Source organism: Hyphomicrobiaceae bacterium (assembly GCA_041397645.1).
Classification (GTDB): Bacteria; Pseudomonadota; Alphaproteobacteria; order Rhizobiales; family Hyphomicrobiaceae; genus Hyphomicrobium_B.
This window is the reverse complement of the sequence record JAWKWE010000004.1, coordinates 1,506,088-1,522,709: the sequence shown is the minus strand read 5'-3', so window position 1 is coordinate 1,522,709 and position 16,622 is coordinate 1,506,088. Positions and strand designations below refer to the sequence as shown.

General features: G+C 56.9%; 10 protein-coding genes. 4 read left to right on the top strand and 6 right to left on the bottom strand.

Features of this window, described 5'->3' with window-relative positions:
- The first annotated feature begins 410 nt into the window (after positions 1-410).
- The 4 genes from rpmI to pheT all read left to right on the top strand — a co-directional run bounded on the left by rpmI (position 411) and on the right by pheT (position 4,888).
- Positions 411-611, top strand: a complete 201-nt coding sequence (gene rpmI, locus R3D51_06935) for a 50S ribosomal protein L35 (protein ID MEZ5899215.1) — start codon at positions 411-413, stop codon at positions 609-611.
- A 106-nt stretch (positions 612-717) separates the two neighbouring features.
- Complete coding sequence (gene rplT, locus R3D51_06930; protein MEZ5899214.1) at positions 718-1,107, top strand: 50S ribosomal protein L20; 390 nt, start codon at positions 718-720, stop codon at positions 1,105-1,107.
- A gap of 235 nt (positions 1,108-1,342) precedes the next feature.
- Positions 1,343-2,416, top strand: a complete 1,074-nt coding sequence (pheS, locus tag R3D51_06925) for a phenylalanine--tRNA ligase subunit alpha (protein MEZ5899213.1) — start codon at positions 1,343-1,345, stop codon at positions 2,414-2,416.
- A gap of 39 nt (positions 2,417-2,455) precedes the next feature.
- Entirely contained in the window at positions 2,456-4,888 is a 2,433-nt protein-coding gene (pheT, locus tag R3D51_06920) for a phenylalanine--tRNA ligase subunit beta (protein MEZ5899212.1), read from the top strand.
- Between the two features lie 19 nt (positions 4,889-4,907).
- Here the strand turns inward: pheT and R3D51_06915 are convergent, their stop codons facing one another.
- From R3D51_06915 to R3D51_06890, 6 genes are all read right to left on the bottom strand, one after another.
- On the bottom strand, positions 4,908-6,080 hold the full coding sequence (locus tag R3D51_06915) for an O-antigen ligase family protein (protein MEZ5899211.1): 1,173 nt from the start codon (positions 6,078-6,080) through the stop codon (positions 4,908-4,910).
- An 82-nt stretch (positions 6,081-6,162) separates the two neighbouring features.
- Positions 6,163-8,298 (bottom strand): hypothetical protein, encoded by a 2,136-nt coding sequence (locus R3D51_06910; protein MEZ5899210.1) that lies wholly within the window; start codon positions 8,296-8,298, stop codon positions 6,163-6,165.
- 3 nt (positions 8,299-8,301) lie between these two features.
- Positions 8,302-9,387 (bottom strand): glycosyltransferase family 4 protein, encoded by a 1,086-nt coding sequence (locus R3D51_06905; GenBank protein ID MEZ5899209.1) that lies wholly within the window; start codon positions 9,385-9,387, stop codon positions 8,302-8,304.
- A gap of 115 nt (positions 9,388-9,502) precedes the next feature.
- Positions 9,503-11,185 (bottom strand): hypothetical protein, encoded by a 1,683-nt coding sequence (locus tag R3D51_06900; protein MEZ5899208.1) that lies wholly within the window; start codon positions 11,183-11,185, stop codon positions 9,503-9,505.
- 40 nt (positions 11,186-11,225) lie between these two features.
- Positions 11,226-12,434, bottom strand: coding sequence for a hypothetical protein (locus tag R3D51_06895; protein ID MEZ5899207.1), 1,209 nt, complete (start codon positions 12,432-12,434; stop codon positions 11,226-11,228).
- Positions 12,435-12,497: 63 nt separating this feature from the next.
- A complete protein-coding gene (locus R3D51_06890; protein ID MEZ5899206.1) occupies positions 12,498-16,613 on the bottom strand; it encodes a heparinase II/III family protein in 4,116 nt (1,371 codons plus the stop codon).
- Between the last annotated feature and the right edge of the window lie 9 nt (positions 16,614-16,622).

Below are 16,622 nucleotides of genomic sequence, written 5' to 3'. Positions count from 1 at the left end.
CTCCTTTTGGGGTCTTCCCCTATAACCCTGCTCAGAGCCGCCCGGCGAGGCATGCCGTGGCGGTTCTTATGCTTTTGAAAAACAAGCGGAAACCGACCAAAAGCATCCCTTCGCAACCAGCCGTTCGGCCCCTTGGGCTCGTCCGGCTGAGGGCCGGAAACGGCCCTGGGCACGACGAGCGCCTTGAAGCTTGCCATACGCGAACAGCGCGCCCTTCCCAGGGTCGAGCGCCGCCGCCGTTGGTCCAGCTCTCAAGCATCGTCAGCCGCCTATCGCAAGCCCGCGAGGGCCAAGGCCACGACTTATGGCCTGCGCTAGGGCGTGCCTTTGCCGCGAAGGGCGGAACATGAGCGTCCAAGCGCGCATGTTCGCAAGCGGCCCGTGAGTACGAACTAAGGACACAAAGCAAAATGCCGAAAATGAAAACCAAGTCGGGCGCCAAAAAGCGCTTCAAGATGACGGCAACGGGCAAGGTCAAAGCCGCCCAGGCCGGCAAGCGTCACGGCATGATCAAGCGCACCGCCAAGTTCATCCAGAAGGCCCGTGGTACGGGCGTGCTGAACGACAGCGATGCCAAGATCGTCAAGAAGTACATGCCCTACGCGCGGTGATGAATGTTCGGCGCCTCCGCCTCGCGTTGCGCGAGCCGGTCGCAAGCGCCTGAGCATTCCACCAACCCAATTATCTTGAAGCACACCAAATTCTGAGGAGTTCCTCATGGCCCGCGTCAAACGTGGCGTTACCGCCCACGCCAAGCACAAGAAAGTCATCAAGGCCGCCAAAGGCTATTACGGCCGCCGCAAGAATACGATCCGCGTCGCCAAGCAGGCGGTCGAGAAGGCCCAGCAGTATGCCTATCGCGATCGCAAGCGCCGCAAGCGCAACTTCCGCGCCCTTTGGATCCAGCGCATCAACGCCGCCTGCCGCGAGCACGGCTTGACGTACGGCCGCTTTATCAACGGTCTGTCAAACCTGGGCATCGAAGTCGACCGCAAGGTTCTCTCCGACATCGCCATCAACGATCCCGCCGGATTCAAGGCGCTCGTCGACAAGGCAGCTGCAGCTGCTTCATCGCCGGTGCGTAAAGAAATCGCTCAGGCAGCCTAAGACGAACAAACGAATGCAATGCGGCGCGGCCGGCTCTCCCGGCACTGCCGCGTTGCATCGCGCTGTCAATGTCTGCATCCACAGTGTCATGACAGGCCGCTAGGTCTTTGATGCATTGTGCCACCAATAGTCCCGGCGGCGCGGCCGGCTCAAACGAGCAAAAGACCGGGACCCGCTGACGAACGGATCCTCGGGGCAATCCCGAGGAAAACAAGCTGCGAGGGTTTGCCCGCCCATGACTTCCACCACTGATCTTCCGAAACTAGAGGCTGAGCTCGTCGCCGAAGTGGCAGCTGCCGCTGATCTCACAGCGCTTGACGCTGTGCGTGTGTCGGCGCTCGGCAAGAAGGGCCGCATTTCCGAGCTCATGAGCAAGCTTGGTTCTCTGCCCCCGGAAGAGCGCAAGAACTTCGGTCAGGCTGTCAACGGCGTGAAGCAAAAGGTCTCCGAAGCTCTCGACGCACGCAAAGGCGTGTTGGAAGAGAAGGCTCTCGAAGCGCGTCTTGCGACCGAGCGCGCCGACATCACACTGCCCGTGAGGCTCGGCCCTCAAGGCGAGGGGCGCATCCATCCCGTCAGCCAGGTCATGGATGAGCTTATCGAGATCTTTGCCGATCTCGGCTTCAAGGTTGCCGAAGGTCCCGACATCGAGACCGATGAAAACAACTTCGACAAGCTGAACATCCCCGCCGATCATCCTGCGCGCCAGGACCATGATACGTTCTATTTCGCGCCAAAGGAGAACGGCGAGCGCATGTTGTTGCGCACCCATACCTCTCCGGTGCAGATCCGTACGATGCTGCGCGAGAAGCCGCCCATCCGCATTATCGCGCCGGGCCGCGTCTATCGCTGCGACAGCGACCAGACGCACACGCCGATGTTCCACCAGATCGAGGCGCTTGTTATCGACGAAGAGACCCACATGGGTCACCTCAAGTGGACGCTGGAAGAAATGATCAAGGCGTTCTTCGAGGTGGACGAAGTGAAGATGCGCTTTCGCGCGTCGCACTTCCCCTTCACCGAGCCTTCGATGGAAATCGACATTGGCGCGGAAGCCATCGGCAAGCCCGGCAAGTGGCTCGAGATCGGCGGCTGCGGAATGGTGCATCCCAAAGTGCTGAGGAACTGCGGACTCGATCCGGAAAAGTATCAGGGCTTTGCGTTCGGCATGGGCATCGATCGCATGGCGATGCTCAAGTACGGCATCCCGGATTTGCGCGCGTTTTTCTCCGGCGATCTGCGCTGGCTGAAGCACTACGGATTTTCCATGCTCGACGTCCCGACCCTCGGCGGCGGACTGTCGGGCTAAACATCTCAAACGCATACTGGCCGTTCGAAAGACTGACCGATGAAATTCACACTTAGCTGGCTGAAAGATCACCTGGAGACCGACAAATCGGTCGATGAGCTTGCAGCCAAACTCAACGACATCGGCCTTGAGGTCGAGAGCGTGGAAGACGCCGGGGCAAAACTTGGCGCCTTCACCATTGCTCGCGTCGTGGAAGCCAAGAAGCATCCCAATGCCGATAAGCTTCAGGTGCTGCAGGTCGAGGTCGAGAACGGCAAGCCGTTGTTGGAAGTCGTGTGCGGTGCGCCGAATGCAAAAGCTGGAATGCTCGCCGTCTTTGCACCGCTCGGCACCTACATTCCCGGCTCCGACATCACCCTTGAGAAGAAGCCCGTGCGCGGCGTCGTCTCCAACGGCATGATGTGCTCGGCGGCCGAGCTGGAGCTTTCCGAAGAGTCGGACGGCATTCTCGATCTTCCCGCCGAATGGGCGGACAAGGTCGGCACGCCCTACGTCGATGCCGCTGGCCTGAACGATCCCGTGTTCGAGGTGAAGCTCACGCCCAATCGACCCGATTGCACCGGCGTGCGCGGCATCGCGCGTGACCTCGCGGCCGCCGGTATGGGCAGACTGAAACCTGAACCCAAGCTTGGAAACGTGGAGGGCAAGGAGCCCTGTCCGGTCGCCATAAAGCTGGAGTTTAGCCCCGAAACGGCAGACGCCTGCCCGGTATTCGCTGGCCGTCTCGTCAAGGGCGTTAAGAACGGCCCTTCGCCGGCATGGCTGCAAAATCGGCTCAGCGCCATTGGTCTGCGCCCCATCAACGCGCTGGTCGATGTGACGAATTACATCTCCTACGACCGCGGCCGCCCGCTGCACGTCTATGATGCCGATAAGCTCAAAGGCCCCATCCGGGCACGCCTCGGCAACAAGATCGAAAAGTTCCTCGGACTCGACGGCAAGGAACACACCGTCGATCCGACCATGTGCGTGATTGCCGACGACAGTGGTCCGCTTGGCTTTGGCGGCATCATGGGCGGCGAGACAACGGGCTCAACGGAAGAAACCGTAAACGTCTTCATAGAGAGCGCCTATTTCGATCCGGTGCGCACGGCGCAAACCGGCCGCAAGGCTGGCCTCACTACCGATGCACGCTACCGCTTCGAGCGCGGCGTCGATCCGGCTTATGTCAAAGGAGGGCTCGATCTCGCAACCGACATGATCCTGAAGTTCTGCGGTGGCACGCCGACGAAGATGGAGATCGCCGGCAAAGAGCCAATCCTCAACCGTGTCATCCCGTTCGACTTCGCCCGCGTCGGCAAGCTGTCGGGTGTTGCCCTGTCGGATGCAGATATTAAATCGATCCTTGAAGCCCTGGGCTGCACGATCGACGGCAAGCCGAATGCTGCAAAGGTTGCTGTTCCCTCGTGGCGCCCGGACATCCATGGTCCAGCCGACCTTGTCGAGGAAGTTGTACGCATCGCAGGTCTAGACCGCGTGCCCTCAACGCCATTGCCGCGCGCAGGTGGCGTCGCAAAGCCGGTTCTAACCGACAAGCAGAAGCGTGCGCGTCGCGCCCGCCGTGCCCTGGCGGCGCGCGGACTTGTAGAGGCCGTGACCTGGTCATTCGTCACGCGCGCAGAAGCCGCTCACTTCGGCGGCGGCGCAGACGCTGTAGAGCTAGCCAACCCAATCTCGACCGAGATGTCGTCCATGCGACCATCGCTGCTGCCTGGGTTGATCGCGTCGGTCACACGTAATCGCAACCGTGGCATGACGGATGTGGCGTTGTTCGAGCTGGGACAAGCCTACCGCGGCGACAAGCCGGACGATCAGTATCTGAGCGCGGCGGGCGTGCGCGCCGGTTCCGCTACCTTGACCGGAGGCGGACGTCATTGGTCTGGCAAAGCCGAAGACGCGGGCGTCTTCGATGCTAAAGCAGACGTCTTTGCAGCACTTTCGGCACTGGGCTTCGATCCGAGCAAGGCGCAGATCACGCGCGATTGCTCATCCTGGTATCATCCAGGGCGCTCTGGCACCTTGAGGCTCGGTCCGAAGGTTGTGCTGGCGCACTTCGGCGACCTTCACCCCGCAACGCTGAAGGCGCTCGATGCAGAAGCGCCAATCGCCGCCTTTGAGATCTTTCTCGACGCGCTTCCGCCGGAGAAGAAAAAATCACGGGCCAAGCCGCTGCTGGCGGCTGCCGATCTCTTGCCAGTCACCCGCGACTTCGCCTTTGTCGTTAGCAAGGATGTTGCTGCTGCCGATATCATCAAGGCCGCTGCCGGTGCCGACAAGACGCTCGTGCAGACTGTCAACGTGTTCGACGTGTTCGAAGGCGGCGCGCTGTCGGCGGAGGGCAAAAAATCGATCGCGATCGAAGTCACCTTGCAGCCTATGACGGCTACGTTAACCGATAAGGACATCGAAGCGATCTCGGAAAAAATAGTCGCGGGCGTAAAGAAAGCAACCGGCGGCGAAATCCGCGGCTAACGGGGCAACACCGGTGTTGCTACGTCGGTCGCATTACCTCGTTTGACGTGCGTGAGGCGGATGGCTGGGTTTGCGGCTGCAAACCCGCTGCCATTATTATGCACATCATCAGATCGTGCAGCCGCGTGGTCAGCACGCCGTGCCCTACAAACATATCGCTTATAAATACGACGACGAATCCAACCATCGTCACGGGCGCCATTCCCAAAAATGCGGCCCGTATAAGCACGAAAAGAAATCCCAAGAAGATGAGAAACGGCACGAGACCGCTTTCGCCGAGAACCATCAAGAATGTGTTGTGAACTCCGAGCCAGTTTCCTTCCAGATCGATATATCCGCTACCATCCATACGATGATACGTGCCAATCCCCGTACCAAGCGGAATAGTCTTGGATATACGGTCAATTCCAATTTTCCAAAGTTCAACGCGCCCCGTGGTTGTTTTGTTGTCGACTTCGCCGGAAAAAACATCAAGCACCTGCTCAATGCGAAGCACCTGCTCGTCAGTCATATCCAAAGGATTGACGGACACGATGAAGTGTATGACGGGCAGCAGCGCAACCGCGCCGAACACCGCCACGGCAAGCACGCCATACAAGCGACGCACGCACAAGAATATGACCGTCAGGCCGATGAAGAGCAGCATCCCTGTTTTTGAGAACGTCATGAGAAGCGCAGCGAGCGCCACTGAGAACTTGATAACGGTCCAAAGATCAATCTTCTTCGCTGTGCTCGCTATCAGGATGATGTAGTAGAGCGCCATGCCAGCGGCTTCATTCGGATTGTCGAAAAAACCTGAAGCTCGTTCTTCTGGCCGGTCTATGTTGAAGTAATTCACGATAAAGCGATCATTCAACACAGCAATGCAGTTTATGAAAAATATAATCTGCAGAGCACTGAGGACAGATCGCACACCGTCTTCACCCCTCTGGGCGATATAGAAGTACATCGCGGTGCAGTAGATGACCGTTCCCGCGAAAGCTACGATGCGTTCGGCATCCACTTCACCATCACCAATCAGCGGAACCAACCCACCTATACCGTATGCCAGCAGGAAGAACATGAACCAGGCATACGCCGTGCTGACCAATCGTGTGCTTGCGCAAAGCATGATTGTAACCAGCGAAAGGACAAGGATCAGCGGTGAGAGAAATCCCTCCAGACCCGTGGCGTAATGCAGGATGCCGTTCAAATTCATTCCGGCGTAGATCACCAGAACCAATCCGATAATTTCTTGCCATCCTTGTCTTGGCGTTACGGCGTATGTGGTGCTCTCAGCCATTGTTCGCTCCCGCCGTGCAAACGTCGATCATATGCGACAGGGCCGCGTCGAACTCAGGCGGAGTGGCATTTCGCTTGAGGCGAATCTCATCCCATTGATCGGACTGCGCCGTGGTGCGCGCTAAATCTTGAAAGCCGCGATCCCCAGCGAGGCGCGAGCACATCCGCAATAGCGAGAAGTCCTCCAAGCCTCTTTGAAATGCCATCAGCCGCCGACTTGGCAGAGGACACCCCCCCTTATCCGCATAGATCAGGCCAAAGTCGCGCTCTGAACCTCCAAAGTCGGACCACCCCAGGCTGGGCCTTTCTGCGCCATTTGAATCCCACATGGACCAAACTCCAGCACCCTCCCAGCCCTCGCCAAACGCCAGCCAGGACAGCCGGCGATAGTAAGACGACAGGCCGAGTGTCTTTGCATAACTCTCGGTCGCGTAAATCTGGGGTGCGTGGTCACCTTCTGGCCGTGGCGGATGACGGGTTAAAATGCGGTCGAGGTACTGAGGCGCATCAATTCGTGCCGCGTACGCGGCATTGATGTCATCAATGGTTGCGTAGACTGGAATGGAAGGTGCTATCCGGCGCAATATTTCAGCAGCTGCATTCAAGCGATCTATGCTTGCTCCGCGCCCCTCATCGACCGGGTAGAACATAACCTCGCCACTATAGCCCTCCTCGCGAATAGCTTTCGAAACCCACAACCACCACGTCTTCAGCTGCTCCTCGAATTGAGGGCCCTCGTCCTTCACCCACGACGGGTCTGTCACGTCCATGAACAGCAAAAGTCGGCGCGACGACGCGAAAGTTCTCAGGTAGGTCCGCAGCAGCGCAGAAGTCCTGCCGGCCTGCCTCGGCAACAGTGCAGCTGAATCGACTACCGCCGTATCGATCCAAGCGTCTGCGTCGATTTTGGCGCCACAGCGCGGGAGATTGCGTGCGGGGCCCTTCAGATAAGACCATGTCGTGCCGAAAGGGCGATCTTTCGGACTAAGATCGACCGCGCGACCTTCGACACGAATGTTCTGGACCCCATTGCCGCAAGACAATTTTATAGCGGCATGAATGGGGCCGGCTTTGATCACGCGCGCCTTGAGTAGCGCCAACCCCATGCTATGCGGAGGTAGCGTGAAGCTGCTTGTGGGGACAAGGACGTCGGCGCGCCATTTATAGTCGAGCCCCAGAACGTACTGCGCAACAAGGGTCTCTGGGGCTTCCACCCCTTCGACGCTCGAATCGCCGAATTTCACCACAAGGGGAAGGGTCGAGGTATTCTCGATCCTCACGAGACCTTCGAGCCACCCATCGACTGCATGAATGGATCTAATGCTGCTTGCCTTGGCGGCGGCGATGTCAGCGGGAGCGCTCTCGGTCAACGGTGCAATTTGCGTTATGCGGCACGCACCAGCTTCGGCACCTACGTTCGCGATTGGCCACGCAATTTTTGAAGCTGGATCGCCCCCAAGGGGCTCCGTTCCGGCGCGCTGCACGGCATATATCCGCCGACGCATCACCGCATCATCTAGAGCGTCGGCTACAACAGTCTCGGTGCGCTTCGGGTCGGCGGTGGATCCAGCAACGATGCGCACCTCGTCGAGAATTAGGTAGGGCGCACTTCGGAAGATGACGATTAGAACTGAACTCGCGTTGACGGGAGGAAAACTTAACTTGGCTGTTTGCGCCCCATCCGACGATGACGCCACCTCCGTCGCGTCACCAAGATAGACCCACCGGCCGTTTGGCGATTTTGCATACACGAAAGCATTAGCAGGAATTCCGACCTCCGACTGCGAACCCTGAAAGGTTCCCAGTTCCACACTCTTGATAGGAGTCGGGCTTTGAAATTCTTGCCGATAGATAATGGGCGACCTCCAATACCATCCGACAGCTTTCGAACCTACCCAGTGGTTTGCCCTCCGTTCGTCATTCAAGACCTTGTCCCAGCGCCCTGTGGCAAGGTCATAGTTTGGTGGCGGCGTCAACGTGTATGGAGCCGAAGGCGCAATGTTATCGCCGTCCTTTGCGTAGGCCGGGAACGCACTACAATATGCGACAAGAATTGCGATGAGCGCAGCGATGCGGTAGCGCGCGCCCGCATTGACTTTCTCGCAGCAGTGGATCGATGACAACCCCACAGGCTATACCGCCACTTTCTGGCATTGCTCTACTTCTCTCACCCAGCGTTGGGCGATGGCATCGGGCGTGATGTTTTCAATTGCCTTAGGCGCCAGGGTTGCAAACCTCTCCCGCACCACATCGTCTATCATTGCCTTCTTCATGCCCTCAGCAAGGCAGTCCGCATCTGCATCTGGCACGAGTATGCCGTATTTGCCTCGGTCCAGTATCTCACTCGTTGCACCGGGACAGTCCGTTGCGACGACGCAAAGTCCTGCCGCCAAGGCCTCCAAAATTGCGTTGGGATAACCTTCGTAACGGGCGGCGTGAACATAGAGATCAGATTCACGCAACTCTCTCATGGCATCGGTGGTATTGCCCATGAGAAAAACGCGCTCTCGCAGTCCTCGAGCCTCAATTTGCTTCTCGAGATCTTCACGAGCCTCCCCTACACCGTAAATCGCAAGATCCCATTGTGCGGCCTCGGCGCTGATAAGCGCAAATGCATCAATGAGCCGGTCCAATCCCTTCTGGTACACAAGACGACCGAGGCTGATGGCGCGGAGCCGCCGGATGGACTGAGCTGCGTGAACTGTCACCGGTCGGCAGTCTGGAGAAGGCGCGGGATTGGGAATGACCACGGTATCAAGCTTCAGATTCTCGCCGTACCAGCTTCGAATATTCTCGGTCTGCACACACACGCGGCTCGCGAAGGGATAAATGAATTCCCGAACCTTCTCTCTGACCGACGAGATCTTGTCGTGGCCTGGATGGTTTCGGTCACTGATGATTACTGGAATGCCAAGGCTGCGGCCTGCGACAACAGCCGTAATATTTGCATTTAGCAGAAACGAAATCACGGCAGTTGGCTTGATTTTCTTAAGCGCCCGACGCAAACGGAAAACACGTTGGGCGTTATTGGAGACAAAGCCAAACATGTTTTCCGGGGAAACGCTCAAACCAATCTGATGGCGAACAACGCTCGGGTCGATCGGATAGATCGGAGGCGTACCCGGATCTTCGTAGGTGACGAGATGGACCTCGTGACCAGCAGCTACCCACTCCGCGCACAGGATAGAAGCCACCCGAGCGGCGCCGCCGACTGTCATGTTTGGAATGACAAATGCCAAGCGCTGCAGTGTGGGACGACTTCCTCGCAAATTCACGCTATGGAAATTCATAATCACGATCACCGAAATTAAAGCGGCGTATAATCACCACCGATCACGACGAGGACAGGCTAGAGCGGTGCGCTGCCAGTCGCCTCCGGCGCCAACGAACTGCTATGAAATTAGCGATTCTAAGAAGGGGGGCGAGCGGCGTGATGCGGACAGCTTTTGCGTCAATTAGAATCCCATCCCGCGTCGTGGTCAGCGTGTGAATGCCTTCAGGATAAGACCAACGCGGATTAGGTTCAATCTTGCGCGCGCAAACTTCGTTAAAGCTGGTAGGCGATAACTCAACGACTTCCATGATATTGCAGGCAGAGCCGTAGGAATATGTCGAATCCTGCGACGGCCGATAAAGCTTACCGTTAAGGCGAACAATCGGACCTGCGGGCCGGGCTGTTTGAACATCGCATTTGACGGGATTTGCTGGATGCGGCGTCCATGGCCCCTCAACGCTGTCAGAGTACCAAATCCTTAACGCGTGTTGAGCCTCTCTCGCCTCTGCACCAAACAGATACCATAAACCCTCATGCTTGATTAGAGTTGGATCGGCAATTTCGAAATTAAGGAATTGCTTCTTTTCCGTAGAGCTAATCGCCCCATCTGCCTTGATGGAATAGGCAAAGGCCGCACCCGCCTCGCAGGATTCTGGTAGACATACCTTAAGATCGCCAGTTTGAAGCACATAAGGATAGGAGAGATGAAAAGGCTCGTCGATGGCATCGACAGCCTTCTTGCTCCATCCCTTGCTGGCGCTGCAGTCGAATGCGCAAATATCGCCCTTCCCAATCCAATGATCGTAGCGCTCGCATAGTACCTTCAGGCCATCAGCGACTTCAATGCCCATGGGATCGGCATAAAATACACCCCATCTTGGCGTGGGAGCCCACGAAATGTCATCCGGCAATCCGCCTTCAAGCACCTCCTGAAAGCTCCTATGAGCCAGTCCGATGTGCCACTGATCGAACGTGAAGAGAGAACCTATTTTTGACCGCAGCCACCGTAATAATTCTGAGACGGCCCCCTTCGTCGACTGGCCCAGAGACAAGCCTTGGGCATCGTTGAAAGCCGCGATGGAAGCGTGCTCGACGGGCAACTCACATCCGCAGGTCAGCATTTTTGCAACGCTTGCCGGCCACTCGGACATCACGTCGACCGCGTGATCGAAGTTTTCTTGAATAGTCCGCCGTGTCCGCAAGATTGCATGCTTGAGAATTATGGCATCATCAGCTGACAAGCCCATTTTGATGAGCGCAATTCTTGTCAGCGGCTCTCCTTTCCGCACCGGGCTTGCCACGATAGCCGCATCAGCATCGGGTCGGTCGCCAAATCCTGCAAAGCACCAAGCGCCGTATCGCGCCGCTTCAGTCACGCTGGCGTCTAGTCGCTCAATCCCGAACACCAACAGAGCGTCCAGATTCATCGCACGAACGACTGCCACACCTTCATGATCTAACTGCCAGAAGCCGCGCTCCGACTTCTCCCCTCGGCAGGAAACGACCTTAAGGTTGACGCCAGCAGCGTCTTTGTCGAGCTGAGAAGTCGCACCTTGGGCGGTCGTGACACGAATGCAGCCTACCAATCGCCCGTAACCGCTCCGTTCCATCAAGCCTACGGACCGCTGTTGCCAAGGCGCTAAATCGACATCCCGATAAATGACGGCAAACCGTAACGGCTTTGGGTCGTCACGTACAACATGTCCTGCTGGCTTCTTGAGGGCACACGTTTGTGCAGTCACGACATGATGTCCCAAAATAATTCGAGCTGCGGTCCCATCTTTACGCTCGCTCACCTATCGCTCGCGAACCGTGCTCAATTGCTTCTCTACGCAGCAATTCACCAATAACGAGAAATAGGACTATTTCTCCAACCACCATCGTAAGTCCTGACAAAATCACGATCGAAAGGAGATCACTACCAAACAACCACAGGACAGTTACTAGAACTGCAAGGCGCGCAAAGTTGACCAAGGCCTCGACCTTGATCCTCCCCAGCCGGTGGACCTCGATATTGAACTCACCGATCAATAAGCACAGAAAATTCAGCCCAATGAATATCGCGAATGGGAGCGCAATGCCCGGATACTTCTGTCCATAAATCTTCTCAATTAGAACCGCTGAGATAGATAAACCCAGAAATGCAGCTCCCAGCAGCCCCCACACCATCGCCACGACCCGTCGATTTGATAGAATATCCGATCTCCTGATGGCGCTTCCGGCCACAAGTGGCAGAAGATAAACTCTCACTGACGCATTCAGCAAAACGAGCGGACCGAGAAACGTGAGGAGCACGCCGAACGTCGCAACAGCTGCAGCGTCCAGGCGATGAGAGATAAAGAATTGAGGGCAGTAGATCGCAAACGTGTACATTGTAGACGAAACGTATACGGGCAACGCATAACGCAGAACTTCAGAGCCGGTATCGACGTCGGGCCTCTCGGCATGAGAGGCCGTTGCTCTCCATTTATACAGTGCGATTGCTAACAGCGGTCCAATATAGAGCCCCGCAGCCACCAAGAAAGCATTGCCCCTAATTATCCCAATGACGGATAATGGAATGCGCAGGATAGCGAACAAAATGTTGGCTTGCGCAAAGCTTTCGAAATCCGTCCGCGCCTGATCAAGGGCTCGCGCCCCACTCCACAGATCGATCGATGCAGCGCAGGCGATCACTACCAACCAGTAAGCTGGAGCACCGCCCATATAGCCCAAGAAGACGAACGCCACGCAAACTGCATAGACTGCAAGCTTCAACCATATAAGCGTCGATAGAAAGCGCTGCTCCTTCTTCTCTGAGTATTTCTTGACCGTTCCAACATTGATCCCAAGATCGAGTGCGCTGGACCCAAGCTGACTCATCGCGACTACGAGGCTAAGCGTCGCGAACTCTTCCACCTGCATCACACGGCCTGCAATCGCGAGCACCAAAAAGGAACTCAGATTAACCGCGAGATTTGATCCAAAAACACGCAACGCATCGCGGATCACGGGCGACTCCTTGCGTTAAAGGATCTGTCCACGAACCGGTGCAATACCGAGGGCAAAGCATGTCTATTCATGGTCTGGCCGCGCCTCAACCCGCAGAGAGAACGTCGCGCTTTCGCATCCCTCGGGCCATCGGGCGATCAGACGGTTCGTCTCCAGCTCGGCACCGATATCCGGCCACCATACCGCAGGTTCGATTTGGAACGGGATGTTGGAGCGCAAACGTATCGTCCGGCCGCCTAACACAATGTGAATACCGTCTGTCAAGAGACGCGGACGGGCCTCCGGATGTAACAAGAGGCTGACTGCTACTTTCCTGTGCGCATTCCCTTGCAAGCGGTCGTTGACCGTTACTTCGCTTCCCGACACTGTGAAATGCCGCGTATGGACCGCCGGCGCAAATCCATCATGACGTCCCTCCATCACGATCCCGTCCTGGGTCTGTTCAAAATTGAGCAATGTTGCATGGGCCCGACGTCCAACGCGAAAATCCCCGAAAAAGTCGGCCTGATCGACGCCGGCAATGCTCAACGTATTGTGGTACTGCGACGATCGCGATGCGTCTCTGCGAGCACCAGCCACGTACTCGTAAACACCTTGATCAACGATAAGTCGCTTTCCGGCGATGGACCATTCAAACGACAAGATGTCCGCATGGCCATGACCTGGAAGATCGTCGGGACCAATCGGACCGCAATCGGCAACAAAGAGAGTATCTGTCTCCGCGTCCCGCAAACCGAAGTAGCCCGCATCGGGATATGAAAAGGCCGAACGGCCCTCTGGCCTACTGCCAAAGACAACCTGATGGGCGTTGAGGCAATCCTCAGAAGAATAACTCATATGAAGGCCAGCATCGCTGAATTGCGCCGGCATTCCATCACCATGAGCGAAATCTGCAATCGCCTGGGCCATTGCCGCCAGCGCACGATCCAATGCGCCAGCGAGCGGATCGCACCCGAGCACATGACGAATCTCAAGCAGATCGACAAAGACCTGGTTGTGGTACGACAACGACCGCTCAAAGTGAACGCCATCAACAAGGATCTGATGTGGCAGTTCTCTCGCGAGAAGTTTTAAGGCCCGCTCGCGCCATCCGCGCGCTGTCTTTCCTTCAAAGTACACACTTCCGAAAATAAGCGCCTTGACATTCTTGATCAGATGATTGCCGCCAAGATCGGTCTCAAGGTTACGTTCGAGAAAATGTAGCTGCTGTGCGATGCTGTCAGCGAGCTTCAGGCGCAGCGATGGCGCCAACATCTTCCTGCTGGCAAGTTGCTGCATCCATACGACGGTTCTGATTGAGAGAGTGAAGCTATTGAAGGTGTCGCGCCAATATCCCTTCGCATAAGGACGCACAGACGACATCCAAGAGTCGACGACAGACGCAAAGATGTCGTCGTTCAACTCCTCAAGAAATTCCATATAGTTGAGTGTCATCCACCAAAGCTGAGTCTCGCGCTCCTGCTCCGCGCTTTGCCAAGCGATCGGCAGCGAAACATTTCGCGTCCTGCCAAGAAGCGTAAACCTCAAGGCGCCATTCTCAGATGTTGCTCTGCCCCGTCGGGGCGGCATCAAAGGCAACGGCAGCTCAATAGCAAGCCTAGCATCTTGCGGCGCCGACTGAGCTGGAGGAAAACGCTGCAGCAGTTGCCTTTTGGCCGTGAGTTCACCTCTACGAAGCAATTTGCGCGCTGGAACGTGGCGGATGAACTCGGCTTGACGGACCGTCCCTTGCCAGAGCCCGTTGACTTTGGCTCGTAGTCTATGAAACGCAGACGGGCGTGGCGACGCTAGCGCCGCATCTAGCGCGGAGACCAGTTCGCGGGTCGCCTCCTCACGAGTGTACCTGCTCAGAACGACGTCGGAATTGGCATGCGCCAAAACTTCGACCTCTTTCAACCGCGCGGCGAGGTCGATGATTGCCGCTGTAAGGGATTCCTGATCGTTAGCGCTGAACTCGATGTTGCCGCCGCTCTCTGCCAATATGGCCCGCGCCTCGGCGTTCTCGACACCAAATAGAATGGGCCGACCCACAAGCATGCAGTCGAAGACTTTCGAGGGAACCGTCAGCGCAAACACTGCTTCGCTTAGGAGGTTGATAAACAAGGCAGCCGACTGGCGCATCTCCGCAATGGCTGACGGCTTGTCGCGCACTCCAAGAAAGCGAACCTTGTCGTCAAGTCCAAGTTCGGCAACGCTGGCGCGTAGCGACTCTTCGATTGCACCGGTGCCGATGAAATCGACCGTCCAGCCAACAAGATTCTCAGATCGCTTTTTTGCCTCGGCAAACGCTGCAATCAAGACGTCCAAACCTTGCGCACGACCAAGATTGCCCGCGTAGAGTATCCGTTTTTCGATTTTAGCCGCCGGCTCCGGCCGAGGACGGGTAAGAATACCGTTGTAGACGACGTGCACGGTCTTGCCTGACATCTCGGTCAGGTAGCGCTGCATCGCCTGCGATACGCACGTCATGCGGTCGGCGCGGGCATAGAGCCAGCGTTCCAAGACTTTTCCTGAGCGAAACAGCGCGCCGTCTTGGGTAATAACCTTGGCGCCGACAGCAGACTCCGGCCAGATGTCTCTGATGTCCAGGACCAAGGGACAACCCATCACTCGCCGCAACACGTCCCCGGCGATGCCAACAAATAAGGGCGGAGAGCTGACCCAGATGACATCGGGACGCCATCCGCTGCGTCGTAGCCGGATGCCAGCTGCAATCGCGGTGACGACGAACGAAAAGTAGTGCGCGATATAGTTGAACGCACCGCCACCCTCGTAGGGTCTTATCCAGACCCGCACCACGCCTTCTTCGCTTCTATCACCCGCCGCTTCTGCCTGCGCCTTGTGGGGAACAGCGGTGATGACCCGCACGTCCGCATCTTTGCGCAATAGTCCTACCGTCTCGCTGATCCGGAACGCGCCCGCGGTTATGTCGGGCGCGTAGAATTGCGCAATGACGAGAATTTTCTTTTTGGCCTGCGCGGGCTTATCGAAAACCGCCTCTTCAACGCCAGTTTGGCGGGACCGCGATTTAAGACAACTCCGATAAACTGCATCCAAGTCGCTGACGAAATCGGGTGACTCGACAACGGATCTTTCGCTAACGTCATCAAGAAGCTTGATCGCAAGATCGTCGACGTCGCGGGTCTTAAACAACTCTGTGCCCTCTGGTCGCATTACACAATCTGATGCCAAAACGCGCTTGCCGTACCAAAGTCCTTCGCGCACCGTTAACGCATCGCCATCAGTGTTTGTTGCACGCACTACCGCGTCCGCAGCGGCAATGATACCGGCAAACGGCGCATCTACATTGACGAGCTTGATCTGCGCACCCAATCCGCGACGCTCTATATCTTGCTGCAACGCCTTGAAGCTGTCGGCTCCGATGCGAACTGATGCTACAACAAGCAGCAATGCGTACTTGCGCGCAACGTCCGGCCGCGCGAAGCACTCAACGAGCATGTCCAAGCCGTAGAGATCCTGACCGGCGAACAAGCGCATGTTCGATGCGTTAGAGACAGCAACCCTGCGACCCTCTCTACGCTGCATCTCCATCCAATCGGCCAACTCCGGCGGAACAACCTCCTCCGACCGTGACGGCGGAAGAAATGCTGGTATGGGCTCACCTTTCAGCCCCAGCGATTCCCTTATTTCCTTGCTGACAGGAATGGCTTGGTGAGCAACGGCGCATGCCATGCGATAGAGCAGCCTGCCGATAACGTTCGACTTGGCGGAATGGAGCGTAATAACAACCTGCTTTCCGGCCAGACGCGCGGCGACGGCGTGATAAAGTCTGACACCCGGATTGCTTGAATGGATGTGGACGATGTCTGCGCGTCGCAGTAGAGCGAAATAGGCCCGCAGGGAGCTCGTCCGGACATTGGGGACGTCGTCGCGCAAGTTCCGCGACTCGTTCAACAAGCTCACAAGGTAGCCAAGCTTCCTCAACGCTTCTGTTAGTCTCGTGATGTGCACCGTGACGCCGCCTAGCGGTGGCGGCAGCGAGCCAATAAGAAGAACCTTTGCCGGCTGTCCGGACTCCGGCAAAGCAGAAACCAATTTGGGTTTCAACTTCCGGAGCTCACTCAACGACCCGATCGCTGACGCACCCGCTCGATCATCGAATGGGAGGTCATTTTTCTCAGGTCGAGCTATTTCTTCCGGCCGGGTCAATATCGACATTCCACGTTC